The sequence below is a fragment of the Pseudomonas sp. IC_126 genome (assembly GCF_004331835.1).
Lineage (GTDB): Bacteria > Pseudomonadota > Gammaproteobacteria > Pseudomonadales > Pseudomonadaceae > Stutzerimonas.
Window position 1 is genome coordinate 36,434 of the sequence record NZ_SJSS01000001.1, and the last position, 25,614, is coordinate 62,047.

The window sequence follows — 25,614 nt, forward strand, 5'->3', positions numbered from 1 at the left end:
CGCTTCCTTAACATTCGCCTCGATGGTCGTGGAGGCTATTAGCATTGAGGTGAAGCAACTGGTGATCGAGGGCGGCGACCGGTGGGGTATGGCTCAGGCCGATCGAGCCAGGCGCGGTGACTGCGAGCTGGAACACGACAGGCCGCCAACACCATCTGTGTCACCATCGTTATTAAATCCTCGAACGCATGGGCGTCGTTAGGTGAACACCAACTCGGTGCATCTTCGAGTATCGAAACCAGGCTGCGAGCGACGGCAGTTTGGTGGCCTGCCGCGGCATCCAGTGGGGCAGGTAGCAGCCGCAGAATGTTCTCCAGATGTTGGAGATGGGCCTGTCTAATTGTTTCGATCGAAGCACGTTGTTCGGCGTCCAGGCAACGCGACTCAAGACGAGCCAGCATTACTCGGTGTGGGTGTCTCAGGCTGTAACGAATGCGTAGTTCAACATAGGTGCGCAGCCGGGTCAGTCCATCCGCGTCGCTGGGATGTTTGGCTTCCAACAGATCCAACAAATCCGTTTCGTGCTCCTCGATCAGCTCGAAAAGCAACGTCTGCTTACTTTCGATATGGTTGTACAGCGAGCCGGCCTGCATGCCGAGAGCGTTAGCCAACTGGCGCAGGCTGACTGATTGGAAACCATGCTCGACGAACAACTGCAACGCGACGATCCGAAGTTGCTCGTGGGCCGTTGGAGTGCCGATCCGCGCTGGCCGATCCGCTTCGCCCTTGGCGAGATCAATCAGCGGTAACGGTCTGCCTGGCCGGCAAGCTGTACGTATGGAGCGGTTCACAGTCAGTCTCGCTGCAGTGTCAGTGCAACACCCTGTCCACCACCGATGCAAAGTGTGGCCAAGCCCTTTTTTGCATCACGGCTTATCATTTCGTGGAGCAGGGTAACCAGCACACGGCAACCGGATGCGCCGATAGGATGACCCAGGGCGATGGCGCCGCCATTGACGTTGACCTTGTCGCTGTTCCAGCCCAGCTCTTTGCCGACTGACAACGCTTGTGCGGCAAAGGCTTCGTTTGCTTCGATGAGCTCGATTTCTTCGAGTGTCCAGCCGGACTTGTCCAGGCACTTGCGAGTCGCACTGACCGGTCCAATCCCCATGATCGCCGGATCTACGCCAGAGCTGGCATAAACCTTGATGGTGGCCAGAATCGGTAGGCCAAGCGCTTTGGCCTTGGACGCGCTCATCAGCAGCACCGCTGCCGCACCATCGTTAAGCGTCGAGGCGTTGCCGGCTGTGACGCTGCCGTTCTTATCGAAGGCTGGCTTGAGTTTGGCCAGTGACTGGGTCGTGGTGTCTGTCCGGGGCTGCTCGTCGGTATCGAACAGCAGGGCATCGCCTTTGCGCTGCGGGATGGATACGGGTGTGATTTCCGCCTTGAAGCGACCACCCTCGATAGCGGCCGCCGCGCGCTGTTGGGATTGCGCGGCGAAGGCGTCCTGTTCCTCCCGGGTCAGTTTGTAGCAGGACACGAGGTTCTCTGCGGTGATACCCATGTGATAGTCATGAAAGGCGTCAAGCAATCCGTCCTGCAGCAGCGAGTCGGCCAGTTGGGCATGGCCCATGCGTAGGCCAGTGCGCGCCTTGGGTAATACATAAGGCGCGAGGCTCATGTTTTCCATGCCGCCGGCAATGACGATTTCGGCATCGCCGCAGCGTATTGCCTGGGCGGCCAAATGCACGGTTTTCAGGCCGGAGCCACAGAGCTTGTTCACTGTCATGGCTGGCACGCTATAGGGAAGGCCAGCATTGATCGCTGATTGCCGCGCGGGATTCTGCCCGCATCCAGCGGTAAGCACCTGGCCCATGATCACTTCGTCGACCGTGGCTGGGTCGATGCCGGTTTTCTCCAACAACGCGCGGATGACCGTGCTGCCCAGTTCCGTCGCGCTCACGTTGGCTAGCGCGCCTTGGAAAGCGCCGATTGCAGTGCGAGTTGCGGCAACGATTACAACGTCTTGCATGTTTTATCTCCTTGAACCCTGATGCCGCGGTGAAGCGACCCTGCAGGGAGAATAAAAAAGCACCCGCCGTCAAAAGGTAGGGGAGCAGAGCGTAACGGCGGACGCTTGGGTAATTGGCGCTGCATGTGGCAACGAGTGGCCTGCTGTATCTGTATTTCAACCGCTTCACTGACGCGCTGGAGCGCTAACCTCGACGCCTGTTTTGCGACAGCTTGTTCTTGCATTGAGCCAAACGAGTTCATGTTTGTGTTGTAAGTCGGCCGCAGGTCAGCCCATCGATTCGTTGTCACAAGGCACTCAGCCGCGCCCGCGCGACCCTCGATCCGTTGGGGCGGCCTAACAGATCGCTGATGCGTTGCCCAGCTGCGACCAGCGCATCCAGATCGATACCCGTCTCGATGCCCAGGCCGTTAAGCATGTAGAGCACATCCTCGCTGGCAACGTTGCCGCTGGCACCCTTGGCGTAAGGGCAGCCGCCGAGCCCGGCGACCGAGCTGTCGAATACGCAGAGGCCTTCCAGCAGGCTGGCATAGATATTAGCCAGCGCCTGACCATAGGTGTCGTGGAAGTGGCCGGCGAGCTTGTCGCGTGGCACCTCGCGGCTGACGGCCTCGATCAGTTGGCGGGTTTTACCCGGCGTGCCGGTGCCAATGGTGTCGCCCAGCGAGACCTCGTAGCAGCCCATGGCGAATAATTCGCGCGCGACGTGGGCGACGCGCTGTGGATCGATCTCGCCTTCGTAGGGACAACCCAGCACGCAGGACACATAGCCACGCACCTGAATGCCGTTTTCGCGCGCCGCTTCCATCAGCGGGGCGAAGCGCGCCAGGCTCTCGCCAATGGAGCAATTGATATTCTTTTGCGAGAACGCCTCGGACGCGGCGCCGAACACCGCGACTTCGTTGACACCGGCTTCGATGGCCGCTTCGAGGCCTTTCAGGTTCGGCGTCAGGGCCGCATAGGTCACGCCCGGCTTCTGCCTGATCTGCGCGAAAACCTCGGCCGAGCCGGCCATCTGTGGCACCCACTTGGGCGACACGAAACTGCCGACCTCGATGTACTGCAGGCCGGCGGCGCTGAGGTCGTCCACCAGCCGCACTTTGTCGGCGACGCTGATCGGCTGCTTTTCGTTCTGCAGGCCGTCGCGGGGGCCGACTTCCACCAGACGGACGTGTTTGGGCAGAGTCATGTGTCCTCCATGGGTGTCGCGATGTTTGCAGCGTCACCTGGGTTAGGGGTCAGATCGTGAGACCTTTTCATCGTGCCTGGTGGGCTGAAGCCCACCCTACAAGGCTAGTCTGTGGCGTGAGCCACCCATATAAGCGGGGTGCAGAATCTCAGCAGGGTAGGCCGGGCGGCGCTCCGCTTCAGCTCACCAATGCCATGCAGAAGTTTCCGCATCACGCCGTTTTCCATCCTGCGTCAGGCGTCTTCCAGCTCCAGCAATACCGCACCTTCGCTGACCATATCGCCTTCGGCATAAAACAGACCTTTGACCACGCCTGCCTGTTGCGCACGGATGCTGTGCTCCATCTTCATCGCTTCGAGCACGATGAGCGTGGCGCCGGCCTCGACGCTTTGCCCGGCCTCGACCAGCACCCGAACGATGCTGCCGTTCATGGGCGCGGTCAGGCCGCCGTGGTGCTGGTGGCTGGCCTCGACTTCAGCGATGGGGTCGAACGCGGTTACGGCGTGCAGCTCGCCATTGCATTCCAGATAGAGCGTGCGGCCCTGGCGGATGGCTTTCGGAAGATGAGTGATCTCGGCTTCGGTGCGACTGCTCACGTGTAACTGACGACTCTCGCCGTTGCACATCAGATGCACACTCGTTTGCGCTGGTAATCCGAAGCGGAGGCCATCGCGGCTAGCCCATGGTGAATGGCTGTCGTCGTTTCGGACTTTAGCCGGCTCGGTCTGCACGAACAGCTCGCCGGCCAGTTGCCAGAACGCGTCACTCAGCTCGCCGGGCGTGCGCATCAGCTCGGCTTCATGGCGCGGAATGAAACCGGTGTCCAGCTCTGCCGCCGCGAATGCGGGATGACCAATGACGCGACGCAGGAAGGCGAGGTTGGTACGCACGCCGCCCACGCTTGTCTCATCCAGCATGGCCAGCAACCGCAGGCGTGCTTCCTCGCGGTTCTCGCCCCAGGCGATCAGCTTGCCGAGCATCGGGTCGTAGAAAGGCGAGACCGTATCGCCTTCGGCGACACCGCTATCGACACGACGACCTGGGCCGGCATTGGATTCACGGTATAGGTCAAGCGTGCCGGTGGCGGGCAGGAAGTCGTTATCGGGGTCTTCGGCATACAGCCTCACCTCGATGGCGTGGCCATTGAGCGGTACCTGATCCTGGCTGATCGGCAGCGGTTCGCCACGCGCCACGCGAATCTGCCAGGCGACCAGATCGAGGCCGGTGATAGCTTCGGTGACAGGATGCTCGACCTGCAATCGTGTGTTCATTTCCATGAAGAAGAATTCGCCTCGGGCATCGAGCAGAAACTCCACCGTGCCGGCACCGACATAGCCAATAGCTTGCGCGGCCTTGACGGCCGCTTCGCCCATGGCGCGGCGCAGCTCGGCGGACAGGCCCGGCGCTGGTGCTTCCTCGACCACCTTCTGATGACGGCGCTGGATCGAACAGTCCCGCTCGTTGAGATACAGGCAATTGCCGTGCTGATCGGCGAATACCTGGATTTCCACGTGACGCGGTTTGAGCACGTACTTCTCGACCAGCATGCGCGAATCGCCGAACGACGACTGCGCTTCACGCTGGGCGGATTGCAGCGCTTCGGCGAGATCAGCTTCGCGCTCGACGACCTTCATCCCTTTGCCGCCGCCGCCTGCTGTGGCCTTGAGCAGTACCGGATAGCCGATCTTTTCCGCGGCGGTGCGGAAGGTTTCCACATCCTGCGCTTCGCCGTGATAGCCAGGCACCAGCGGCACACCGGCTTTTTCCATCAGCGCCTTGGCGGCGGATTTGCTGCCCATAGCGTCGATGGCCGAGGCGGGCGGGCCGAGGAAGATCAGCCCGGCGTCTTCGATGGCGCGGGCGAAATCGGCGTTTTCGGAGAGGAAGCCATAGCCGGGGTGAATCGCCTGGGCACCGCTGGCCTTGGCGGCGGCGATCAGCTTCTCGATCCGCAGATAGCTTTCCGCCGGCTTGGCGCCGCCAAGGTCGATGCGGATGTCGGCCTCGCGCGCATGCCGTGCGTCACGGTCGATGGCGCTGTGCACGGCAACGGTGGTCAGGCCCATGACCTTGGCGGTGCGCATCACGCGGCAGGCGATCTCACCGCGGTTGGCGATCAGAAGGGTGGTGATATGTTGTTTGCTCATGAATGCTGTTCCTGCCAGGCCGGCTGGCGTTTTTCGAGAAAAGCGCGCAGGCCTTCTTGGCCTTCCGGGCTGGTTCGCACGCTAGCGATGACACCTTCGGTATAGGTGCGCAATGAGGGTTTGAGCGCGCCACTGCCGACCTGATGCAGCAAGCTCTTGGTGGCTCGCATGGCCTGTGGGCCATTAAGCAGAAGGTTGCCGAGCCACCCATCTACTTTTTCATCGAGCTGGTCGCTCAAGCAGCTTTCGGCGAACAGCCCCAGCTCGCGGGCGCATTCACCACTAAAACGTTCGGCGGTGAGGGCGTAACGACGGGTGGCGCGTTCGCCAATCGCCTGGACGACGAACGGGCTGATCACGGCTGGTGCCAAGCCAATGCGTACCTCGGACAGCGACAGCTGGGCATCAGTCGTCCCGATGGCTATATCGCAGCAGGCAATAAGACCAACCGCGCCGCCAAAAGCCGCACCCTGAACAACGGCCAGCGTAGGTATTTTCAGGTGGTAGAGCTTGTGCATCAGCTCGCCAAGCTCATGGGCGTCGCGCACGTTGGCGTTGTAATCGAGGCGAGCGGAACCCTGCATCCACGCCAGATCAGCACCCGCCGAGAAATGCTTGCCGCGGCCGCGCACCAGCAGGAAGCGCAGCGATTTATCGCTCTGCACTTCATTGAGCGCCTGGATCAGTTCGCTGATCATCTCGGCGTTGAAGGCGTTGTTCTTTTCCGGGCGGTTCAGCCAGAGGGTGGCGAAGCCTCTGGCGGAGCGCTCGAGTTCAATGGTTTGAAAGGGGGACGTGCTCATATTGACTTCCTGCAGACGAAGGCCTGCGGCCCTTGGCTTGAGGCTGAAGGCGGGCGACAAGCCTCTAGCCTTCAGCACCGTTATCGGTTTTTCATTACATCCGGAACACGCCAAAGCGGGTCGGCTCAATCGGCGCATTGAGGGAGGCCGATAGCGCCAAGCCCAACACATCGCGGGTCTGCGCAGGGTCAATCACGCCGTCATCCCACAGCCGCGCGCTGGAATAATACGGATGGCCCTGATGCTCGTACTGCTCAAGAATCGGTTGTTTGAGCTGGGCTTCCTCTTCGGCAGAAAATGCTTGCCCGCTGCGTTCGGCCTGTTCGCGTTTGACCTGCGCCAGTACACCAGCGGCCTGTTGCGCGCCCATCACGCCAATCCGCGCGTTGGGCCACATCCACAAGAAACGCGGGTCATAGGCGCGGCCGCACATGCCGTAGTTACCCGCACCAAAGCTGCCACCGATAATCACCGTAAACTTGGGCACTTCAGCGCAGGCCACCGCGGTCACCAGCTTGGCGCCATGTTTGGCAATGCCGCCGGCCTCGTACTTCTGGCCGACCATGAAGCCAGTAATGTTCTGCAGGAATAGCAACGGGATGCCGCGCTGGCAGGCCAACTCGATGAAATGAGCACCTTTCTGCGCCGACTCAGCGAACAGGATGCCGTTGTTGGCCAGAATCGCGATGGGGTAGCCCTGGATGTGTGCGAAGCCGCAGACCAGCGTGCTGCCGTACAATGTCTTGAATTCATCGAATACCGAACCGTCGACGAGGCGGGCGATCACCTCGCGTACGTCGAATGGCTGCTTGGCATCGGCAGGGATGACGCCGTACAGCTCCTCGGCATCGAAAAGCGGCGCAATCGGCGCGCGACTGTTTACTTCACCAAGCTTGCGCCAGTTGAGATTGGCGATCGAACGACGGGCCAGGGCTAGGGCGTGCTCGTCGTTTTCGGCGTAGTGATCGGCGACGCCGGAGGTCTTGCAATGCACGTCGGCGCCGCCCAGATCTTCGGCCGTCACCACTTCACCGGTAGCGGCTTTAACCAGCGGCGGGCCGGCGAGAAAAATGGTCGCCTGGTTGCGCACCATGATGGCTTCGTCCGCCATCGCCGGTACGTAGGCACCACCGGCGGTACAGGAACCCATCACCACCGCAATCTGCGGAATGCCCATGGCGCTCATGTTGGCTTGGTTGAAGAAGATGCGGCCGAAGTGCTCGCGATCTGGAAAAACCTCGTCCTGGCGCGGCAGGTTGGCGCCGCCGGAATCCACCAGGTAAATGCACGGCAAGCGATTCTGCTGGGCGATGGTCTGCGCGCGCAGGTGCTTTTTCACGGTTAGCGGATAGTAGCTGCCGCCTTTTACCGTGGCGTCGTTGGCAATGATCATGCACTCGACGCCTTCGACCCGGCCGATGCCAGCCACCAATCCGGCGGCTGGCACCTCTTCGCCATAAACCTCGTGGGCGGCCAGCTGGCCGACTTCGAGAAATGGCGAGCCGGGGTCGAGCAAGCGGTTGATGCGTTCGCGGGGCAGCAATTTGCCGCGCGAGGTGTGGCGCAGCTGCGCCTTCTCGCCACCGCCTTCATGGACGCGACCGAGGAGGGCGCGCAGGTCATTGACCTGCGCGAGCATCGCCTTGCGGTTCGCGGCGAACTCAGGCGAACGGGTATTGATCTGGGTATGCAGGATGGCCATGGGAACCTACTCCGTAGGAGCCGCAAGCTTCAAGTTCGTAGGGTGGGCTTCAGCCCACCGCAGCACGGGGAGGTGGGCTGAAGCGGAAACGCCGCCTGGCCCACCCTACTTGCTTGCAGCCGCTGTTTATTTGGTTTCGTTGAACAGCTCGCGCCCGATCAACATCCGGCGGATTTCGCTGGTGCCGGCGCCGATTTCGTAGAGCTTGGCGTCACGCCACAGGCGTCCGACTGGGAATTCGTTGATGTAGCCGTTGCCGCCCAAGATCTGGATCGCTTCACCGGCAAGCCAGGTCGCCTTTTCAGCCGCATAAAGGATGACGCCGGCACAGTCCTTACGAACCTGGCGAACATGACCGCTGCCCTGCGCATCGAGGTGCTTGCCGACCGCGTACAGGTACGCGCGGCATGCCTGTTGGGTGGTGTACATGTCGGCGACCTTGCCCTGGATTAGCTGGAATTCGCCAATGCTTTGGCCGAACTGCTTGCGGTCGTGGATGTAAGGAATGACCACGTCCATCGCTGCCTGCATCAGGCCCAGCGGGCCTCCGCTGAGTACTGCGCGCTCGTAGTCGAGGCCGCTCATCAGCACCTTGACGCCTTCGCCGACGCCGCCAAGCACGTTCTCTTCCGGCACCTCGACATCCTGAAACACCAGTTCGCCAGTGTGCGAGCCGCGCATGCCGAGCTTGTCGAGCTTCTGCGCGACCGAGAATCCCGGAGCGCCTTTTTCTAGGATGAAAGCGGTCATGCCTTTGGGGCCGGCAGCCAGATCGGTTTTGGCGTAGACCACCAGCACATCGCAATCGGGGCCGTTGGTGATCCACATCTTGGTGCCGTTGAGCACGTAGCGGTCGCCTTTTTTATCGGCGCGCAGCTTCATCGAAACCACGTCCGAACCGGCGTTGGGCTCGCTCATGGCCAGCGCGCCGATGTGCTCGCCTGAAATCAGCTTGGGCAGAAATTTACGCTTTTGCGCCTCGCTGCCATTGCGGTTGATCTGGTTGACGCAAAGGTTGGAGTGGGCGCCGTACGACAAGCCGATGCCGCCAGCGGCGCGGGAGATTTCTTCCATGGCGATCATGTGCGCCAGGTAGCCCATGCCGGAGCCGCCGTATTCTTCCGCCACGGTCAGGCCAAGCAGGCCCATGTCGCCGAACTTGCGCCAGAGGTCCATCGGGAACTGGTCGGTGCGGTCCGCTTCCTCGGCACGCGGGGCGATTTCCTTGGCAGCGAATCCGGCAACGGAATCGCGCAGCATGTCGATTTCCTCACTGAGGAAGAAATTCAATCCGGGCAAGCCATTCATGGTCCAACTCTCCTGTTGTCATTATTAGTTTCATGGGCGACACCGCTGGCCTGCTCCAGTGCCAACCGGCAGCGTTGTGCCGCAATGTCCAGTTCTGCCTGCATTTTCTGGATGTCCAGCACCTGCTGCTTGAGCTGCTGGCGCCTGTCGGCAATTGTTTCCAGTAGCCGGCTCAGCTGCATGCTGTTGCCGCCGGCTGGGTCGTACATGCTGATCAATTCCTTGCATTCGGCCAGCGACAACCCAATGCGCTTGCCGCGCATGATCAGCTCGAGCGTCACCCTGTCGCGCTGCGAGTAGAGGCGCTTCTGACCGCGTCGCTCGGGCAGCAGCAAGCCCTGCTCCTCATAGAAGCGAATGGCACGAGTGGTCACCGTCATCTCGCGAGCCAGTTCGGAAATGCTGTAGATGTTGGGCATGTTCACTCGTGACCACCTCTCCTTCACGTTAACGTCCGTCTGGTGTCGGCGAAAAATGGCATTCGCCTGGGCCGTCCGGTTGTCACTAATTGTTGAGTCACCCGGCCTTCGCTTGAAGGCCGGCACCACATCAAAGCTGGACGGCGTCGATGCGTTTCGATGTACCGGTCTGGCTCGCGTCATAAAAACTCGAGCCGGTGCGCAGTTGCTCCAGTAGCAGCGCCTTCCTGCTCTCGGCGTGCGAGAGATAACGCTCCTTGACCGGGCCGTAACCGCGCACCGCATCTGGCAGCTCTGCCAGTTGCACCGCCAGATCGAGGTTGTCCGTAGCCACCTTGGCCAGGAGCTCGTCGAGCAGCGCTTCGTAGCTTTGCAGCCAGTGACGTTCGACCTTGCGTTCCTGGGTGTAGCCGAATGGATCGAGCCAGGTATTGCGCACGAACTTCAGCTTGGCCATCAGTTTGAAACCCTTGAGCATCCAGGGACCGTAGCTCTTCTTGGCCGGCTCGGTGCCGGGCTCGGCCTTGTTAAGCACCGGCGGTGCGAGGTGAAAGCGCAGGCTGTAATCGCCCTCGAACGTCGCCTCGATCTTTTTCAGGAAGTCGCCATTGGTGAACAGCCGCGCCACTTCGTACTCATCCTTGATCGCCAGGACCTTGAAGTAGTAATGGGCCACGGCTGCCGTGAGCGCGCCAGGCTGGCCGACAAGGGCCGTTTCCTTGGCGCTGAATTGCTCCACGCGATCCAGATAACGCTTTGCGAGTGCGGTGTTCTGGTAGTCGGTGAGGTAGCTGCTACGCCGTTCGATGGTCTCCTCCAGCGTCTGCGAGAGTTGCCGATCGCGGGTCTGGACCTTGCCGGACTCCAACTTGTACTGCACGCGAAGCAGATCGACCGCTGCGCGACGGCCCCAGACAAAAGCGTTGCGGTTGAATTCCACGGCCGTGCCGTTCAGTTCGATTGCCTGCATCAGGGCCGCTTCGCCCACCGGCAGCCAGCCCTTCTGATAGGCGTAACCCAGCATGAAAGTGTTGGTGGCGATCGAATCTCCCATCAGTGCGGTGGCGAGCTTGCTGGCGTCTATGAAGGTCGCCTGGCCGTCGCCTACCGCTTCGCGAATCTGTGCTGCCATGTCGCCGGTCTGGAAGTGCGGGTCCGGGTGCGCTTCAAGGTCGCCGCTCTCCGCCTGCATGGCAAAAGTACGGACGAAGGCGCTAGTGATGCTTTCTTCACTGTTGACCACCGCATGGGTCACACCCTGGCGCATCTTCGACAGCGTTTCGGTGTTGGCACTGACCACCAGATCGCAGCCAAGTAGCAGGCTGGCTTCGCCCTCGGCGATGCGCGGGGCGAAAAGCTGATCCTGCTGAGCGGCAATGCGGATATGCGACCACACCGCGCCACCTTTCTGCGCCATGCCGGCCATGTCGAGGTTCAGCGCGCCCTTGCCTTCGATGAAGGCGGCCATGCCGAGCAGGGCGCCGATAGTGACCACGCCAGTGCCGCCAACGCCAGTGATCAGGATGCTATAGGGCTCATCCAGCGTCAGCGGTGCGGGCTGTGGCAGGTCCCAGTGGTCCTCGGGCTTTTCCACCAATGCCTTGGGCTTGCGCAGCTTGCCGCCTTCGACTGTGACGAAGCTCGGGCAGAAGCCAGACAGGCAGGTGAAGTCCTTGTTGCAGGACGACTGGTCGATTTCCCGCTTGCGGCCGAATTCAGTTTCTACTGCAACCACGGACATGCAGTTGGATTTACTGCTGCAGTCGCCGCAGCCTTCACAGACGGCCTCGTTGATCACCACACGGCGCGCCGGGTCCGGGAATTTGCCGCGCTTGCGCCGGCGCCGTTTTTCGGCGGCACAGGTCTGGTCGTAGATGATCGCTGATACGCCATTGAATTCACGCAGCTCGTTCTGCACGTCGTCCATGCGGTCCCGGCGATACACCGGAACGCCGGGGGCGAGGTCCTTTACGTGTTCATATTTGTCCGTGTCTTCGCTGACCACCACGATATTAGTAACGCCTTCGGCGGCCAACTGGCGAGAGATCTGCGACACGCTGAGCGTACCGTCGACAGGCTGGCCGCCGGTCATCGCCACCGCGTCGTTGTAGAGGATTTTGTAGGTGATCGAAACCTTGGCAGCCACAGCCGCGCGGATCGCCAGCAGGCCGGAGTGGAAATAGGTGCCGTCGCCGAGATTGGCGAACACATGCCTGGTTTCGGTGAAGGGCGCCTGGCCAACCCAGGCGACGCCTTCGCCACCCATCTGGCTGAATGTCTGGGTTTGCGGGTAGATCCAGGCAGCCATGTAGTGACAACCGATTCCCGCCAGCGCTCGGCTGCCTTCTGGAACCTTGGTGGACGTGTTGTGCGGGCAACCGGAGCAGTAATGCGGCACGCGATCCATCAGGTTGACCAGATGGCCCTTGCTGCACAGTTGTGCTTCCAGGACGGCCAGGCGTACCTGCAACTCACCGCCCTGGTAGACCCGCAGAATCCGCCGCGCCAGCGCACGGGCGATTTGTGCGGGCGTCAGCTCTCCGATTGCCGGCAGCAGCCAGTCAGTATGTGGCCGCGCCCATTCGCCCTTGTCGTCGAACTTGCCGACGATGGCGGGGCGCACATCCTCGCGCCAGTTGTAGAGTTCTTCCTTGAGCTGGTACTCGATCATGTGGCGCTTTTCCTCCACCACCACGATTTCTTCCAGGCCCTCGGCGAACTGCCGCACGCCTTCGGCCTCGAGCGGCCAGATCATCCCTACCTTGTAGACACGCAGCCCAATTTGCTGAGCGAGTGCATCGTCGATGCCGAGAATCTTCAGCGCCTGACACACGTCCAGATACGACTTGCCAGAGGTGATGATGCCCAGGCGCGCCTTGGGCGAATCGATCACGATGCGGTCGAGGCGGTTGGCACGGGCATAGGCCAGAGCGGCGTAAACCTTGTGCTCGAACAGGCGCTTTTCCTGATCCAGTGGCGGGTCCGGCCAGCGGATGTTCATGCCACCTTCCGGCATTGGCACGTCGGGGATGATCGGCTGCACGCGCTGTGGATCGACGTCGACGATGGCGGCGCTTTCAACGGTGTCGGCGACTGCCTTGAGCGCAACCCAACAGCCGGAGAAGCGCGACATGGCCCAGCCATGCATGCCGTAGTCCAGGTATTCCTGCACGCCGGACGGCGCCAGCACTGGCATCATCACGGCCTTGAAGATGTGTTCGGTCTGGTGTGGCAGGGACGACGACTTGGCGCCGTGGTCGTCACCGGCGATTGCCAGCACACCGCCGAAACGCGAGGTGCCTGCGGCATTGGCGTGGCGGAACACATCGCCACAGCGATCCACGCCCGGACCCTTGCCGTACCAGATGCCGAAAACGCCGTCGTACTTGGCGCCTTCGAAAATGTTGACCTGCTGGGTACCCCACAGCGAAGTTGCCGCCAGGTCCTCATTGACGCCTGGCTGGAAGTGAACGTGGTGTTCCTTCAGATGGTCGCGAGCCTTCCATAGCGCCTGATCGAACCCGCCAAGGGGCGAGCCGCGATAGCCAGAGACGAAGCCTGCTGTATTAAGCCCGTTCTCAAGGTCGCGCTGGCGCTGCATCAACGGCAGACGCACCAGCGCCTGGATACCCGTCATCAGGACTTTGCCGGTCTGCTGGACGTACTTGTCGTCCAGCGATGGGGTTTTGCTCATGGCCAACCTCCAGATTGTTCTTGTCTATGCGGCACATGGCGGCATGGATTATTTGAACAGATTATCTGTTTACGTGTAAATATCGTAAAATGATAAAAACGGCTATCTGGTATTTGTTAAGCAGATACCTGGCTAGGTGAAGGTTGAGTGCATGAGGGTGCAAAAGGGGGGCGGGTGACCATTATCGGTCATGGAACGGGTGGTAGGCCTGCCAGGGTTTCGCGCTTACGACGAAACCCCAACAGATCCAAGGGTGACCGCCGTTGCGGCGAAAACCCGGTTTGTTACGACTTCGCCAGTTCCGCGGCGATCACCTGCTGAAGACGAGGATCTTCCGGGCTGACGTCGGGAGCGAAACGAGCCACTACCTGACCGTTGCGACCTATTACGAACTTCTCAAAGTTCCAGAGCACTTCCGGGGCGGCGTTGGTCTGGATGCCATAGCCGGCCAGGCGCTCTCGCATGGGACCTTCACCGGTAGCGTCCGGTTGGGCGACGGTCAGCTCGCGGTAGAGCGGGTGACGGTCATCGCCAGCCACCGAGATCTTGGCGAACAGAGGGAACTGCACATTGTAGGTCAGGGTACAAAATTCCTTGATTTCCTGATCGCTGCCCGGCTCCTGCTCCTTGAAATTGTTGGCGGGGAATGCGAGTACCTCCAATCCCTGCTCTCGCTTGTCCTCGTAGAGCTTTTCCAGGCCTTCGTATTGCGGTGTCAACCCGCATTTGGACGCCACGTTGACTACCAGCAATACCTTGCCCTTGTAGCGGTCCAGTGTAAGAGGCTGACCTTCATTGGATTGCACAGGAATATCGTAAATAGACGCCATGGTGTTTCCTTAGATTGTCGAAAAAAATTGAGCGTAGACGAAAAAACCGTGAAAAATCCGATTAACCATACAAATCGATAAAAAATGTTCATCCTTAGGCGTCAACCTCTCTCTTCGGGTTTAATAACGCAATCTTGGATCAGTAATTATTACTGGACAAATTATAAAAAAATGTTCAATTAGTGCTTGAATTGAGACTTCCAAACAAGACAGATAAAAGGAGATTTACATGCGTGCAGCCATTATTTCCGAGCGCAATGCCCTACCGGTAGTGGGTGAGTTCCGTGAGCCGGAACCGCAGGAGGGCTCGGTGCTGATCGATGTGGAGACTGCCGGCCTGGGTGGCTGGGACGTGCTTGGTGCCTATCGTCTCGGTGTCGAATACCCCTGTGTGATTCGCGGCGAAGGCGTCGGTCGCGCCGAGGACGGTCGCCGGGTTTATTTTGGTGAACGCTCCGTGCTGCCGTTCGGCGCCTGGGCCGAGCGTACGCTGGTGCCAGCCGCCGAGGTGTGGAGCGTACCGGACGATGTCGACGACAAGACCGCCATCACCATGGGAATTGCCGGTACCGGCGCCTTGGTGCCCCTGGAAAAAGCCGGGATTCAGAAAGGCGAGAAGGTGCTCGTGCTTGGCGCCACCGGTACGCTTGGGCAGATCGCGCTGCAACTTGCGCGGGGCATGGGGGCCGGCAGAGTGGTAGGCGCGGCGCGGTCGGAGCAAGCGCTGGCTCGGCTGAAGTCCCGTGGTATTGCCGATGAGGTGGTTACCCTGGGTGGCGCCGACGATGTCGCTGCGCTGAAAGACGCATCCGATGGCGGCTTCGATGTGGTCCTCGATCTGGTATGCGGCCAGCCGATGCTCAATGCACTGAAAGCCACCAAGTGGGGCGCACGCATCGTGACGGTGGGCACCGGGGCAGGGCGCCAGTTGAATCTGGATATTGCCGATCTGCTGTTTCGCTCGCTGTCGTGCATCGGTACCGGTCAGCGTCCGCCGGCGGATCGTGAGCAGATTTGGCTGCGCCTGCTGAAGATCGCCAGAGAGCAGGAACTCCAGATCGACTATGTCGACTACACGCTGGATCAGGCTGCCGAGGCATGGGCAGCGCAAGTGTCCGGTCCGCATGCGAAAATCACTGCGCGAATTCGCTACTGAGGCGGGCGCCCGCCTGGTCCGAGCGTTCATCCCGCCGCCCATGGCCCTGCAAGAGGGGCATGGGTGGCACGGATAGTCCTCCATTCCATTTTTGCAACATTTCAACTTGCCGGATAGCGCCGCAGATCCTTGTCGCGGATTCGTTGCGTCCGCCTGAGCGTCGCTGACGCTGCACGCCACGCGCTCAGCTAGCGGGTTGCTGGTGCTGCCCGGGGGTGGCCAGTCAAACATATCCGGCTTTCTGTTTGTTGTGGATTGCCGGCTCTGCTCCTACATTTTCCCCGCACCGGTGCGCGGCCACTGCTGCTGCGTTTTGTTGGCCGGAATCCCGGTGCGCGGGCGGTTTAGCCAATTTTGCGGGGGATATCACATGAAGAGAGCAAGCGTTGTTGATCCCGAACTGGCCATCATGGCGCAGGCATCGGAGTCTGAGTTGTCGCTGGAGAATCTGCCGGCGGCACGTGAGTTTCTGCTGGAAATGCTTGCTGTTCCGGCTCAGGCCCTGTCCTGCGCGACTGTTTCGGTCGAGGAGCGGCATATCCCTGGCGAAGGCTCTGCACCATCGGTGCGAGTCATCATCTACAGGCCAGCCTCGGTTGCGGCGGCCATGCCCGCCATCGTGGAAATTCACGGAGGTGGCTTTGTCATGGGAGTGCCGGAGCAGAACGACTGGCAAAACCGCCAACTGGCCGAGACCCTGGGCTGTGTCGTAGTGGCAGTGAATTACCGGCTCGCTCCTTGAAGCGAGCGGTATGGCCGCTGTCGAGGATTGCTACACAGTGCTGCGCTGGCTTTACCGTGACTCGGCGGCCATCGGTATCAATCCTCAACGTATTGCGGTGCTGGGCGACCGCGCTGGCGGTGGGATCGCAGCAGGCTTGGTATTGCTCGCGCGCGATCGCGGCGAGGTGCCTATTGCTTGCCAGGTGTTGACATACCCCATGCTGGATGACCGTACCGGGTCTACCGTTGATCCGGGCGAGTACAGCGGCGAATTTGGCTGGTCGCGGGCAGCTAACCGATTCGCTTGGCAGGCACGATTAGGGCATCCACCGGGCAGCCGTCCGCTATCGCCTTACCTGTCTCCGGCACATGCCACTGAGCTAGCCGGCCTGCCACCTACTTTTATTGGAGTCGGCGCACTGGATTTGTTCGCCCCGAAAAGTATGGCTTATGCCCAGTTGCTGATCAGCTCGGGAGTGCCGACCGAACTGCACGTCTACCCCGGAGCCGTGCACGGCTTCGACTGGGTCAGGGATGCTGCTGTTTCGCTGCAGTTCGCCCGTGACCGCATGGCGGCGGTGCGCAGATTATTGGCCTCGCAGGCCGCTGAAAAACGTAGGCGAGGCAGGCAAGACAAGGCAAAAACAGCCGAAGAAGCGGAGTTTAGGTGTTCTAAATGAGCATTCTGAGGCTGTTTTTAACGCCGTATTGCTAACGCAGGTAGTTTTTCAATAGCCTGCTAGAGAAACGAGACACTGCCACCGGGCATCGCATCTATTGCGAGCTGCGATGCCTTGGCCCAGCGGAGGCCTGCATGCGGGTCAGTTGGCGGCAGGCCAGGTGCCGTTGTTCATCAGACTATCGAATGCTTCTGTCATTTCGTTGGCCGGGCTCGGGTAGTCATGACGCACCCACCACAGCCATGACCCGATCAGCGCACCCACGAAGCAGCGCACCGCCACCTCGCCGCGCAATCCGGCGCACTCGTAGATGCCATGTTTGCGGTAGTGCTCGCGTACCTGAATCAGCAGTAGATTCTCCAGATGAGCAAGAATGATCGCTTGTGACGGGCTGTTGAAGAACGAGGTGGTCAGGGCTGCATGTCGCTCGGTGGCATTGAACAGCCATGCTGAAACGTCGAGCACGACCCGTTCCTCCCCAGCGACGTTGCAAACGCGAGTTGGCGGCAGGCCGATGCACTCATAACCGGCCACCAGCAAGTCTTCCTTGTCGCGAAAGTGCGCATAGAACGTAGAGCGTGCCACCCCGGTATGGCTGAGCAATTCCTGCACCGAGATTTCCCGGAAATCCTTTTCCAATGCCAACCGATACATGCCGTCCAGAAGCAGGTCACGGGTGCGCTGCGCGCGCGACGCGTGGCGCTTGCTGGCCATGTCGGCTTTGTCCGGTCGTTCTGGCAGGGCAGAGATTTGCTGGTTCATCCTGTACCTCTGCAAAACCTTTGTTAATCGTGGCGCCAGTTATGTATGAGCGTAGCTGACGGTGAGCAATGAGACTGGCACACGCGCTCCATACCGGACAAGGCTTGTCCGGCTGTCCGCTCGCGACAGCCATGTTTCAGCGGCGAAATCGAACAGATCACAAATAGTGTCCGTTGTGGATTCTCCAGCCGGGACCTACCTTTCCCTCCGTTCGCAAGCGCCGACGGAGAATAATAATGAATGTCGATCAAGCCGCACCCGTGCCCGATCATATCCCTGAACATTTGATTCGGGACTTCGATCTGTGGGCCGAGCTAACCGCCCAGGGAGAGAACGCTTACGCCTGGGCTGCCGAGTTGCACCAGAGCATGCCGCCCATTTTCTGGGTGCCCCGTTTGGGGTTTCTTCCCGGCGCCTGGATACCGCGCCGTTCCGAAGATCTACGACGCATCCTGCAGGATCCGGAAACGTTCAGCAGTGTCGGCTTGACCCCGTATCCCATGTTGCTCGGCGAGAGCTGGCGTCTTGCGCCGCTGGAGGTCGATCCACCCGATCACGCCAAATACCGCGCATTGCTCAACCCTCTGTTCACGCCTAAGAAAGTCGACGCGCTGGAACAGGATATCCGCGGGCTCGCGACCCAACTGATCGAAGCGGTCACTGACAAAGGCCGCTGCGATTTCAACGAAGATTTCGCCAAACCATTTCCGACCCTGATCTTCCTCAAACTGATGGGATGGCCGCTGGAAGAGCGCCCCCTGTTCCAGCACTGGACGCAGACGCTGATCAAGAGCTTCGACATGCAGGTTGTCACCGAAAATGCACGGGCGATCACCGGCTGGATTCGGGCCTATATCGCCGAGCGACGCAAAGACCCGGGCGACGATTTCACCAGCTATCTGCTGGCCAGCCAGATCGACGGGCGGCCGCTGACCGATGACGAGATGCTCGGTATCACCTTTCTGATTTTCATCGGCGGGCTGGATACCGTCACCTCCAGCATCGGATTGTTCTTCCGCCACTTGGCGCGCAACCCCGAGCAGCAGGCGCAGCTGCGCGCCAACCCCGAACTCATCCCGGATGCGGTGGAGGAGCTGCTGCGTTCCTATTCCATCGTCAACATGCGCCGCACCGTGACCCGCGATGTGCAGATTGGCGAGGCGACAATGAAGGCGGGCGACATCGTGCTTATCAGTACCGAGTTGGCCAACCTTGACCCGGAGGTATTCGACGATGCAGGCACGGTGGATTTCCAGCGCGGTGCAGGTAATGCACCGCACATGGCGTTCTCATATGGCGTTCACCGTTGTGTCGGCTCCCACCTGGCGCGCCGCGAGTTACGCATTGCCTTGGAGTTGTGGCTGAAGCTGATTCCGCCGTTTCGCATCGCCGCTGGCACCGAGCCGCTGTTCAACGCCTTCGGCGTATTCGGCATGGATGACCTGCACCTGGAGTGGGACCTGCCTGGCTCGAATGCAAGCATCAACACGAACCAGGCCGCTGAGGCGAGCGCATGAAGGTCGTCGTCGACAGCAAAGCCTGCGCCGGCCATGCCCGTTGCAACCACGTAGCGCCCGGCCTCTACGAACTGGATGAGAACGGTTACATCGCCAGCGCCGATTTCACGGTCGAAGCGGGCCAGGAGGGGCTTGCTCTACGCGGCGCGCGGGCCTGTCCGGAGCGGGCGATTCAGATACTCGAAGACGCGTCGGCAAGCACCTGCGCGAAAGGCCCGCGGGATAGAGCCGCCCGAGAAAATCTCGACATTCAACCCATTCAAACGACAGAAGAACAACAATGAGCCAATCCTACGATTACATCATTGTCGGTGCCGGCTCTGCCGGCTGTGTGATGGCCAACCGGTTGTCCGCCGACCCCAGCGTCTCGGTACTGCTCATCGAAAGCGGCCCCGACCATACCAGTCCATTGATCGCCATGCCGCGCGGGATCGGCAAATTGCTGATGGCCGGCAACCCGCATGTATGGGATTACCAGGCCTCGCGCGGTGAAGGCATGGCCACCGAATTGTGGCTCAAGGGTAAAGCCATCGGCGGCTCCAGTTCGGTCAACGGCATGGTCTACGTGCGCGGCGCGCCGGCCGATTACGATGGCTGGGAAGCGCAGGGTTGCTACGGCTGGGGTTGGGCGGACATTGGCCGACAGTTCGTCGCGCTGGAGGACCATCAGCTTGGCGCATCCCAGTGGCGTGGCGCTGGCGGCCCGCTCAAGGTCACCGTACATCCATCGGGCGATCCGCTATGCGAAGCCATCATCAACGCCGCCGGCTCGATAGGCACTGCGCGGGTTGCCGACACCAATCATGTGGATTCAGTCAGCAACGGTGGCTTCGGTTATCAGCCGCAGACCACCTGGAACGGGCAACGCTTCAGCGCGGCCAAGGCATTTCTCGATCCGGTGCGGGATCGTCCGAACCTGACCGTGATGACTGGCACGCACGTCCAGCGCATTGAGTTCCAGGAGCGTCGCGCGGTCGCCGTGCATATAGCAGGGAAGGGCGGCGAACAGTCGTTTGGCGTGCGCCGGGAAGTGGTGTTGTGCGCGGGCGCCATCGAGTCGCCAAAGCTGTTGCAGTTGTCCGGCATCGGGCCGGCAGAATTGTTGAAGCAGCATGGCATTGCGCTCGTGCAAGACTCACCGGACGTAGGTCGCAACCTGCGTGAGCACGTCTATATGGCGGTGCAGTATCGGGTTACCAGCGGCAGCCTGAATCATTGTTTCGCAGGCTTCGGCCTGCTGCGTTCGGTGGCGCAATATTTCTTCAGCAAGAAAGGCCCAATGACCCACGCCGCGCACGAAGCGGGCGGTTTCGTGAAGACCCGGCCGGGTCTGGATCGCCCGGATGCGCAGATCGGCGTCAGCCTGTATTCCATGGATGGCGACGGCAAGACGGTGATGATCGACAAGCATCCCGGCCTGACCATTGGCGGCTATTTCATGCATCCCCAGAGCCAGGGCGAAATCACCATTCAGTCGGCCGATCCAGCCGTGCCGCCGAAGATCGTAGCCAACTACCTAACCGCCGAGGCCGATCGGGTCGCCGCCATCTCGCTACTGCGCTGGATTCGCCGTCTGGCGGCCGAGCCGGCGCTCAAGCCGTTCATCGTTCAGGAGCTGACGCCGGGGCCGCAGGTGCAAAACGATGAGGAAATCCTCGCCGCGTTCCGCCGGTTCGGGCAGACCGCTTTTCATGTTTCCGGCACCTGTCGGATGGGCGCGGACAGCGATTCGGTGCTCGATCCCGAGCTGAGGGTGCGTGGGGTCGAGGGCGTCCGTGTCGTCGATACCTCGATCATGCCGAGCCTTGTCTCGGGCAACACCAATGCGCCGGCGATGGTCATTGCCATGCGCGCCGCCGAAATCATCACTGGCACCGTTGTCACTGGCATAACCAAAGGAGCTGTAGCGGCATGAGCATTCCATTTACGCAGCTGAACAAACTCTATATCGATGGCGCCTGGGCTTCGGCAAACGGTCCGACCGAAGCCGTGCTCAACCCCGCCACCGAGGAAGTGATCGGCCAAGCGCCGGTGGGCGATACCGCCAGTGCCGACGCCGCTATTGACGCCGCACGTCGTGCGTTCGATAGCGGCCCCTGGCCGTGGCTGAGCATGGCCGAGCGTGCCGGTTATATGCGCCGTATGCACAGTGCACTGGTGGCGCGCCGGGAGGAAATCGCCGCGCTGATCATCGCAGAGGTCGGCTGCGCGCAAGGTGTTACCTATGCGATGCAGGTCGATATGCCGCTGGCTCATGTGCTCAAAGCCATCGACCAGTCGCTGCACGACGCGACGCAGCAGATTCCTGTGGAAGCAACGCCCAATCCGTTCAACCCGGGCGGGCCGATGATCCTCGGCAGCGGCAGCATCAAGCGCGAACCGATCGGCGTGGTTTCAGGCATCACCGGCTATAACTTCCCGTTTTTGCTCAATCTGGCGAAGATCTTCCCGGCGCTGCTGGCGGGCAACCCGCTGGTGCTCAAGCCGTCACCGTTCACGCCTTACTCGGCACTGCTGTTCGGTGAAATCGCCGAGCAAATCGGTTTGCCCAAGGGCGTGCTCAATATTGTCACCGGCGGGGTCGAGGTCGGCAGCCTGCTGAGCAGCGATTCGCGCGTGGACATGGTGTCGTTCACCGGTTCCGAAGCCGTGGGCGTGAGCATCATGTCCCAAGCCGCGCTGACGCTGAAGCGCGTGCATCTGGAACTGGGCGGTAAATCTGCTTTGATCGTGCGGCCCGACGCCGACATCCAAGGCACGGCCCTGGGCGCCATTGCCGGTCTGACGGTCAATGCCGGGCAAGGCTGCGCTTTGCTTACGCGCTTCCTGGTGCACAACTCCATCCGGGAGCAGTTCGTGCAAGTGGCCAAGGCTGTGGCAAGCCAGATGAAGATTGGCAACCCGGCCGACCCGAGCGTGGCAATGGGTCCACTGATCCGTGAATCGCAGCGGGCCAAGGTCGAGCATTTTGTTGCCAGTGGCCGCGATTCGGGCGCCACGTTGGTATGCGGCGGCGGTCGCCCGCAGGGCTTGGACAAAGGCTTTTTCAGTGACATCACCCTGTTCGATGACGTGCGCAACGACATGACCATCGCCCAGGAGGAAATCTTCGGACCGGTGGGCGTGGTCATCGGTTTCGATACCGATGAAGAAGCCATCGCCATCGCCAACGATTCGCGCTATGGCCTCAATGGCGCGGTCGCCACGGCCGACGCCGCAGTTGCCTACCAGATGGCTCGGCGCATCCGCGCGGGCAGCGTTTATATCAACGGTGGCGGCGGCAAGATGCCCTATGCGCCAATCGGCGGCTTCAAGCGCTCGGGCATCGGCCGCGAATTCGGCCCGGATTGGCTGAAAGAGTTTACCCAGGAAAAATCCATCATTTATCCCATAGGGCGCTAACGCCTTCGATACCAAATGGCGCCGTCAATGGCGGCGCCAATGGGTTCTCGACGCCTGCATTTCGTCGAATTCACATGAAAAACGGCTGAAAAAAACAAAAACAAAAAGGTGGTTTGAATGAGAGAAGTGGCCAAACGGGGAGCGCTGAGCGCTACCCAAGCAATGACGACGCTGTTGATGCTGGGCGTTGCGGGAAACGCACTGGGTGCAGCCATAGAGCTGCCCAACCCCGATTTCCGCCTGCGCTGGGACAACACGGTCCGCTACACCCTCGGCATGCGTACAGAAGGGCAAGACAGCCGGGTCATGCGCAACCCGAGCTACGACGAATCCGACGGCAAATTTGACAAGGGCGATATCGTGACCAATCGCCTCGATCTGTTGAGCGAGATCGATTTTTCCTACCGCAGGGTTATGGGCGCGCGAGTAAGTGCATCGGCATGGTACGACCATGCCTACCGCGACGACGACGTTAAAAGTTATGTCCAGAACCCGGACAGCAGCTACGACGACAATCGTTATAGCTCGGAAGTGGACCGCTTCGTTCACGGCCCTTCGGGGGAAATCCTGGATGCCTTCGTATGGGGCAACTTCAGGCTCGGCGAGTCGCTGGTCAACGTCAAGGTGGGGCGGCATACCAACTTCTGGGGCGAGGGTCTGCTGTTCGGCGCGCATGCCATTTCCTATTCGCAGGCCCCGACAGACGGGGTCAAGGCAGTCACCAGTCCCGGTATCGAAATCAAGGAAGTCTTTCGTCCCATTGGGCAGGTATCGGCCAAGGCTCAGGTCACCGACAAGCTCTCCGTTGCGGGCCAGTATTTCTACGAATGGGATTACACCCGCATCCCTTATGGCGGTACGTACTTTGGCGCGGCCGACCCGTTTTTCGAAGGGCCGGATCGCCTGCCGGTTTTCGAGGGGTTTGCATTACGGCGCGAGAAATCCCGGTATGGTCGTGATACCGCCAACTGGGGCGTAATGGCCAAATACGACGCCCAAGCTATAGATTCCACGGTCGGCGTCTACTACCGCGAGTTCGACGACTACCAACCTTGGTTCGCGCCCGAAATCAGTACGACGAGTCCAAGCTATCGCCTGGCTTATGCGCGCGATGTAAAGCTGATCGGCGTTAGCTTCTCGAGGGTGCTCAATACGGTTTCGTTCGCTGGCGAGTTGTCCTACCGCAAAGACGGCGCCCTGAACGCCGTTGCCGTGGATGCGACCGATCACGAAGGCCCGCGCGGCGATTCGATCCACTTCATCGCTAATGCCGTGACGCTGATGTCGCCAAACTTCATTGCCAGAAGCGCCTCTCTGGTGGGTGAGTTCGCCTATAGCCACCTGCGCGACGTGACCAGCCATGAAGAGCTGTACCTCGGCGAAGGCAACGCTAACTGCATTGATCCGCGCATCGGCACGCCGGGCTCCGGCGACAAGTCGGACAATTGTTCGACGCGCAACTACTACGCCGTGGCCGTCAACTACACGCCTGAGTACCTGTCGGTGTTCCCGTCTTGGGATCTGCGTGTGCCAGTGACCGTCAACTACGGCATTCATGGCAATGCGGCCACGGCCGGTGGCGGCAACGAGGGCGCACTGACGTGGTCGGTCGGGGCGCAACTGACGTATGCGCAGCGTTACGAGTTCGGTTTGCGCTATGCCGATAGCGGGGCGCAATCCAAGACGCTGGCTGACGGTAGTGCCGGCGGCAACGGCCCGGTTGGCGGTACTGACCGTGGCTGGCTGGCCTTGACGTTCAAAACCTCCATCTAACAAATCCAAGAACGGAGAGCACTCGATGAAAAAGCAAATCGCCTTTGCCTGCGCCCTGATGAGCGCCGCCTTCAACAGTATGGCTGCGGTTACCGCCGAAGAGGCCCAGGAGCTGGGCAAGAGCCTGACGTCCTTCGGCGCGATCCAGGCCGGCAATGCCGATGGCAGCATTCCACCGTACGAGGGTGGGCTGCGCACTATCCCGGCCGGGCACAAACCCGACAGCGGCTTCTGGGTCGATCCCTTCAAGGGCGAAAAGCCCCTGTTCCGCATTGATGCGAGCAACGTCGAGCAGTACGCCGACAAGCTCAGCGAAGGGCAGAAGACCCTGATGAAAAAATACCCGGATACCTGGTACATGGATGTCTATCCGAGTCACCGCACCACCGCCTATCCGCAGGAAATCCTCGATGCGACGGTGCGCAACGCTACCGGTTGCACCACACAAAACGATGGTTTGGCTGTCGATCCGGTCTGCCGTGGCGGCCTGCCGTTTCCTATTCCGAAGACCGGCAATGAAGCCATGTGGAACCAGCAATTGCGCTATAAGATCGGCCCTGGCTATTCGACGACGTCCTCGTCCAACAGCTGGGTGGTGGATAGCAACGGCAGTGTCACCAAAACCGCCGAGTCCGTGACTTTCGAGGAAATGCCGTACTACCAGGTCGATCAGGCCGACCGCGACCCCACGATGTATGCCCGCGTATGGGCGATGGACACCTATCCCGCGCGCAGTGCCGGACAGCTGATCATTCTTGCCGATTACCTCGATCCGCAGACCAAACCGAGACGGGCCTGGAGCTATACGCCCGGCATGCGTCGCATCAAGCTGGCGCCGGAGTTCGCCTATGACACGCCGGTGCCGAACCAGGGTGGCGTGAACCTGTTCGACGAGCTGCAGATGTTCTCCGGCAGTCAGGACCGCTTCGACTACAAACTGGTGGGCAGGAAAGAAATGTACATTCCGTACAATGCCTACAAGTTCTATTTCGGTTGCGAACAACAAGAGCAGTTCATGAAAAACCACGCCAACCCGGCCTGCGAACGATGGGAGTTGCATCGTGTCTGGGAGGTCGAAGCCACACTCAAGCCAGGCCAGCGTCACGTCTACAGCAAGCGCACCTATTATCTAGATGAAGACACCTTCGGCATCGGTCTTTACGACGCCTGGGATCAGGCCGATGCACTGTATCGCTCGTTATTCCTCAGCGGCGTACAGATCTACGACAAGACCATTCCCTATAACGTGAAAAACGTCAGCTACGACTTCAACAAGAACATGTACGCGCTGGTCAACGATGCGCTGAAGGGCGGCTACAGGTTCCATGACAAACCCAAGTCCGAGCGTGACATGAACCCCGAAGCGATCGTTTCCATGGAGACCCAGCGCTGATTGATGAGAGCGTGGAGCGTCATCGTTTACGGCCCTTAGTGGGCCGTTTTTTTTGCCCAGCAAACGGCTTTGCCCACGCTGATCGTCCGTAGCGCTTGCAGGTAGGCGTGATGCGTTTCAGCGATATCGCTTTGCATTTGA

At 60.5% G+C, this 25,614-nt stretch carries 20 protein-coding genes; 9 read left to right on the plus strand and 11 right to left on the minus strand.

Translation table 11 applies throughout. From position 1 onward, the window contains the following. Positions 1–38: 38 nt before the first annotated feature. The 10 genes from E0D86_RS00160 to E0D86_RS00205 form a co-directional block, all read right to left on the minus strand. A complete protein-coding gene (locus E0D86_RS00160; protein WP_165914185.1) occupies positions 39–659 on the minus strand; it encodes a TetR/AcrR family transcriptional regulator in 621 nt (206 codons plus the stop codon). 134 nt (positions 660–793) lie between these two features. Continuing rightward, positions 794–1,975: an acetyl-CoA C-acetyltransferase gene (locus E0D86_RS00165; protein WP_131647900.1), complete on the minus strand. Its 1,182-nt coding sequence runs from the start codon at positions 1,973–1,975 to the stop codon at positions 794–796. A gap of 286 nt (positions 1,976–2,261) precedes the next feature. Then, the gene (locus tag E0D86_RS00170) at positions 2,262–3,164 is read right to left on the minus strand and encodes a hydroxymethylglutaryl-CoA lyase (RefSeq protein WP_131647902.1); all 903 of its coding nucleotides are present in this window, start codon (positions 3,162–3,164) and stop codon (positions 2,262–2,264) included. Between the two features lie 233 nt (positions 3,165–3,397). After that, complete coding sequence (locus tag E0D86_RS00175; RefSeq protein ID WP_131647904.1) at positions 3,398–5,311, minus strand: acetyl/propionyl/methylcrotonyl-CoA carboxylase subunit alpha; 1,914 nt, start codon at positions 5,309–5,311, stop codon at positions 3,398–3,400. Beyond that, positions 5,308–6,114: a gamma-carboxygeranoyl-CoA hydratase gene (locus tag E0D86_RS00180; protein ID WP_131647907.1), complete on the minus strand. Its 807-nt coding sequence runs from the start codon at positions 6,112–6,114 to the stop codon at positions 5,308–5,310. Before E0D86_RS00180 ends, E0D86_RS00175 begins: the two co-directional genes overlap by 4 nt. Positions 6,115–6,208: 94 nt before the next feature. After that, complete coding sequence (locus tag E0D86_RS00185) at positions 6,209–7,816, minus strand: carboxyl transferase domain-containing protein (RefSeq protein ID WP_131647909.1); 1,608 nt, start codon at positions 7,814–7,816, stop codon at positions 6,209–6,211. Positions 7,817–7,942: 126 nt separating this feature from the next. Next, on the minus strand, positions 7,943–9,124 hold the full coding sequence (locus tag E0D86_RS00190) for an isovaleryl-CoA dehydrogenase (protein WP_131647911.1): 1,182 nt from the start codon (positions 9,122–9,124) through the stop codon (positions 7,943–7,945). Beyond that, on the minus strand, positions 9,121–9,543 hold the full coding sequence (locus E0D86_RS00195; RefSeq protein ID WP_131647914.1) for a MerR family DNA-binding transcriptional regulator: 423 nt from the start codon (positions 9,541–9,543) through the stop codon (positions 9,121–9,123). The genes E0D86_RS00190 and E0D86_RS00195 overlap by 4 nt, the downstream gene beginning before the upstream one ends. Positions 9,544–9,673: 130 nt before the next feature. Further along, positions 9,674–13,237, minus strand: coding sequence for an indolepyruvate ferredoxin oxidoreductase family protein (locus tag E0D86_RS00200; protein WP_131647916.1), 3,564 nt, complete (start codon positions 13,235–13,237; stop codon positions 9,674–9,676). 284 nt (positions 13,238–13,521) lie between these two features. After that, complete coding sequence (locus E0D86_RS00205; RefSeq protein WP_131647918.1) at positions 13,522–14,067, minus strand: glutathione peroxidase; 546 nt, start codon at positions 14,065–14,067, stop codon at positions 13,522–13,524. A gap of 229 nt (positions 14,068–14,296) precedes the next feature. Here E0D86_RS00205 and E0D86_RS00210 point away from each other — a divergent pair, with 229 nt between their 5' ends. From E0D86_RS00210 to E0D86_RS00220, 3 genes are all read left to right on the plus strand, one after another. After that, entirely contained in the window at positions 14,297–15,223 is a 927-nt protein-coding gene (locus E0D86_RS00210) for a zinc-binding dehydrogenase (protein WP_131647920.1), read from the plus strand. Positions 15,224–15,593: 370 nt separating this feature from the next. After that, entirely contained in the window at positions 15,594–15,965 is a 372-nt protein-coding gene (locus E0D86_RS00215) for an alpha/beta hydrolase (protein WP_131647922.1), read from the plus strand. A 10-nt stretch (positions 15,966–15,975) separates the two neighbouring features. Further along, complete coding sequence (locus E0D86_RS00220; protein ID WP_131647924.1) at positions 15,976–16,626, plus strand: alpha/beta hydrolase; 651 nt, start codon at positions 15,976–15,978, stop codon at positions 16,624–16,626. Between the two features lie 141 nt (positions 16,627–16,767). Here the strand turns inward: E0D86_RS00220 and E0D86_RS00225 are convergent, their stop codons facing one another. Further along, complete coding sequence (locus tag E0D86_RS00225; protein ID WP_131647926.1) at positions 16,768–17,388, minus strand: TetR/AcrR family transcriptional regulator; 621 nt, start codon at positions 17,386–17,388, stop codon at positions 16,768–16,770. Positions 17,389–17,624: 236 nt separating this feature from the next. Between E0D86_RS00225 and E0D86_RS00230 the strand changes: the two genes are divergently transcribed. The 6 genes from E0D86_RS00230 to E0D86_RS00255 all read left to right on the plus strand — a co-directional run bounded on the left by E0D86_RS00230 (position 17,625) and on the right by E0D86_RS00255 (position 25,473). Continuing rightward, the gene (locus E0D86_RS00230; protein WP_131647928.1) at positions 17,625–18,905 is read left to right on the plus strand and encodes a cytochrome P450; all 1,281 of its coding nucleotides are present in this window, start codon (positions 17,625–17,627) and stop codon (positions 18,903–18,905) included. Continuing rightward, on the plus strand, positions 18,902–19,189 hold the full coding sequence (locus tag E0D86_RS00235) for a ferredoxin (protein WP_131647930.1): 288 nt from the start codon (positions 18,902–18,904) through the stop codon (positions 19,187–19,189). The genes E0D86_RS00230 and E0D86_RS00235 overlap by 4 nt, the downstream gene beginning before the upstream one ends. Then, positions 19,186–20,820: a GMC family oxidoreductase gene (locus E0D86_RS00240; RefSeq protein ID WP_131647932.1), complete on the plus strand. Its 1,635-nt coding sequence runs from the start codon at positions 19,186–19,188 to the stop codon at positions 20,818–20,820. Before E0D86_RS00235 ends, E0D86_RS00240 begins: the two co-directional genes overlap by 4 nt. Further along, entirely contained in the window at positions 20,817–22,307 is a 1,491-nt protein-coding gene (locus tag E0D86_RS00245) for an aldehyde dehydrogenase family protein (RefSeq protein WP_131647934.1), read from the plus strand. The genes E0D86_RS00240 and E0D86_RS00245 overlap by 4 nt, the downstream gene beginning before the upstream one ends. A 117-nt stretch (positions 22,308–22,424) precedes the next feature. Then, positions 22,425–24,080, plus strand: coding sequence for a DUF1302 domain-containing protein (locus E0D86_RS00250; protein ID WP_131647936.1), 1,656 nt, complete (start codon positions 22,425–22,427; stop codon positions 24,078–24,080). A gap of 25 nt (positions 24,081–24,105) precedes the next feature. Continuing rightward, the gene (locus E0D86_RS00255; RefSeq protein WP_131647938.1) at positions 24,106–25,473 is read left to right on the plus strand and encodes a DUF1329 domain-containing protein; all 1,368 of its coding nucleotides are present in this window, start codon (positions 24,106–24,108) and stop codon (positions 25,471–25,473) included. Positions 25,474–25,614: the final 141 nt, after the last annotated feature.

Excerpts from the sequence above, each read along its gene's own strand:
- E0D86_RS00175 (WP_131647904.1), bottom strand. The coding sequence starts at position 5,311 with ATGAGCAAACAACATATCACCACCCTTCTGATCGCCAACCGCGGTGAG.
- E0D86_RS00240 (WP_131647932.1), top strand. The coding sequence starts at position 19,186 with ATGAGCCAATCCTACGATTACATCATTGTCGGTGCCGGCTCTGCCGGC.
- E0D86_RS00230 (WP_131647928.1), top strand. The coding sequence starts at position 17,625 with ATGAATGTCGATCAAGCCGCACCCGTGCCCGATCATATCCCTGAACAT.
- E0D86_RS00210 (WP_131647920.1), top strand. The coding sequence starts at position 14,297 with ATGCGTGCAGCCATTATTTCCGAGCGCAATGCCCTACCGGTAGTGGGT.
- E0D86_RS00255 (WP_131647938.1), top strand. The coding sequence starts at position 24,106 with ATGAAAAAGCAAATCGCCTTTGCCTGCGCCCTGATGAGCGCCGCCTTC.
- E0D86_RS00205 (WP_131647918.1), bottom strand. The coding sequence starts at position 14,067 with ATGGCGTCTATTTACGATATTCCTGTGCAATCCAATGAAGGTCAGCCT.
- E0D86_RS00200 (WP_131647916.1), bottom strand. The coding sequence starts at position 13,237 with ATGAGCAAAACCCCATCGCTGGACGACAAGTACGTCCAGCAGACCGGC.
- E0D86_RS00185 (WP_131647909.1), bottom strand. The coding sequence starts at position 7,816 with ATGGCCATCCTGCATACCCAGATCAATACCCGTTCGCCTGAGTTCGCC.
- E0D86_RS00220 (WP_131647924.1), top strand. The coding sequence starts at position 15,976 with ATGGCCGCTGTCGAGGATTGCTACACAGTGCTGCGCTGGCTTTACCGT.
- E0D86_RS00225 (WP_131647926.1), bottom strand. The coding sequence starts at position 17,388 with ATGAACCAGCAAATCTCTGCCCTGCCAGAACGACCGGACAAAGCCGAC.
- E0D86_RS00165 (WP_131647900.1), bottom strand. The coding sequence starts at position 1,975 with ATGCAAGACGTTGTAATCGTTGCCGCAACTCGCACTGCAATCGGCGCT.
- E0D86_RS00235 (WP_131647930.1), top strand. The coding sequence starts at position 18,902 with ATGAAGGTCGTCGTCGACAGCAAAGCCTGCGCCGGCCATGCCCGTTGC.
- E0D86_RS00170 (WP_131647902.1), bottom strand. The coding sequence starts at position 3,164 with ATGACTCTGCCCAAACACGTCCGTCTGGTGGAAGTCGGCCCCCGCGAC.
- E0D86_RS00195 (WP_131647914.1), bottom strand. The coding sequence starts at position 9,543 with ATGCCCAACATCTACAGCATTTCCGAACTGGCTCGCGAGATGACGGTG.
- E0D86_RS00180 (WP_131647907.1), bottom strand. The coding sequence starts at position 6,114 with ATGAGCACGTCCCCCTTTCAAACCATTGAACTCGAGCGCTCCGCCAGA.
- E0D86_RS00245 (WP_131647934.1), top strand. The coding sequence starts at position 20,817 with ATGAGCATTCCATTTACGCAGCTGAACAAACTCTATATCGATGGCGCC.
- E0D86_RS00215 (WP_131647922.1), top strand. The coding sequence starts at position 15,594 with ATGAAGAGAGCAAGCGTTGTTGATCCCGAACTGGCCATCATGGCGCAG.
- E0D86_RS00250 (WP_131647936.1), top strand. The coding sequence starts at position 22,425 with ATGAGAGAAGTGGCCAAACGGGGAGCGCTGAGCGCTACCCAAGCAATG.
- E0D86_RS00190 (WP_131647911.1), bottom strand. The coding sequence starts at position 9,124 with ATGAATGGCTTGCCCGGATTGAATTTCTTCCTCAGTGAGGAAATCGAC.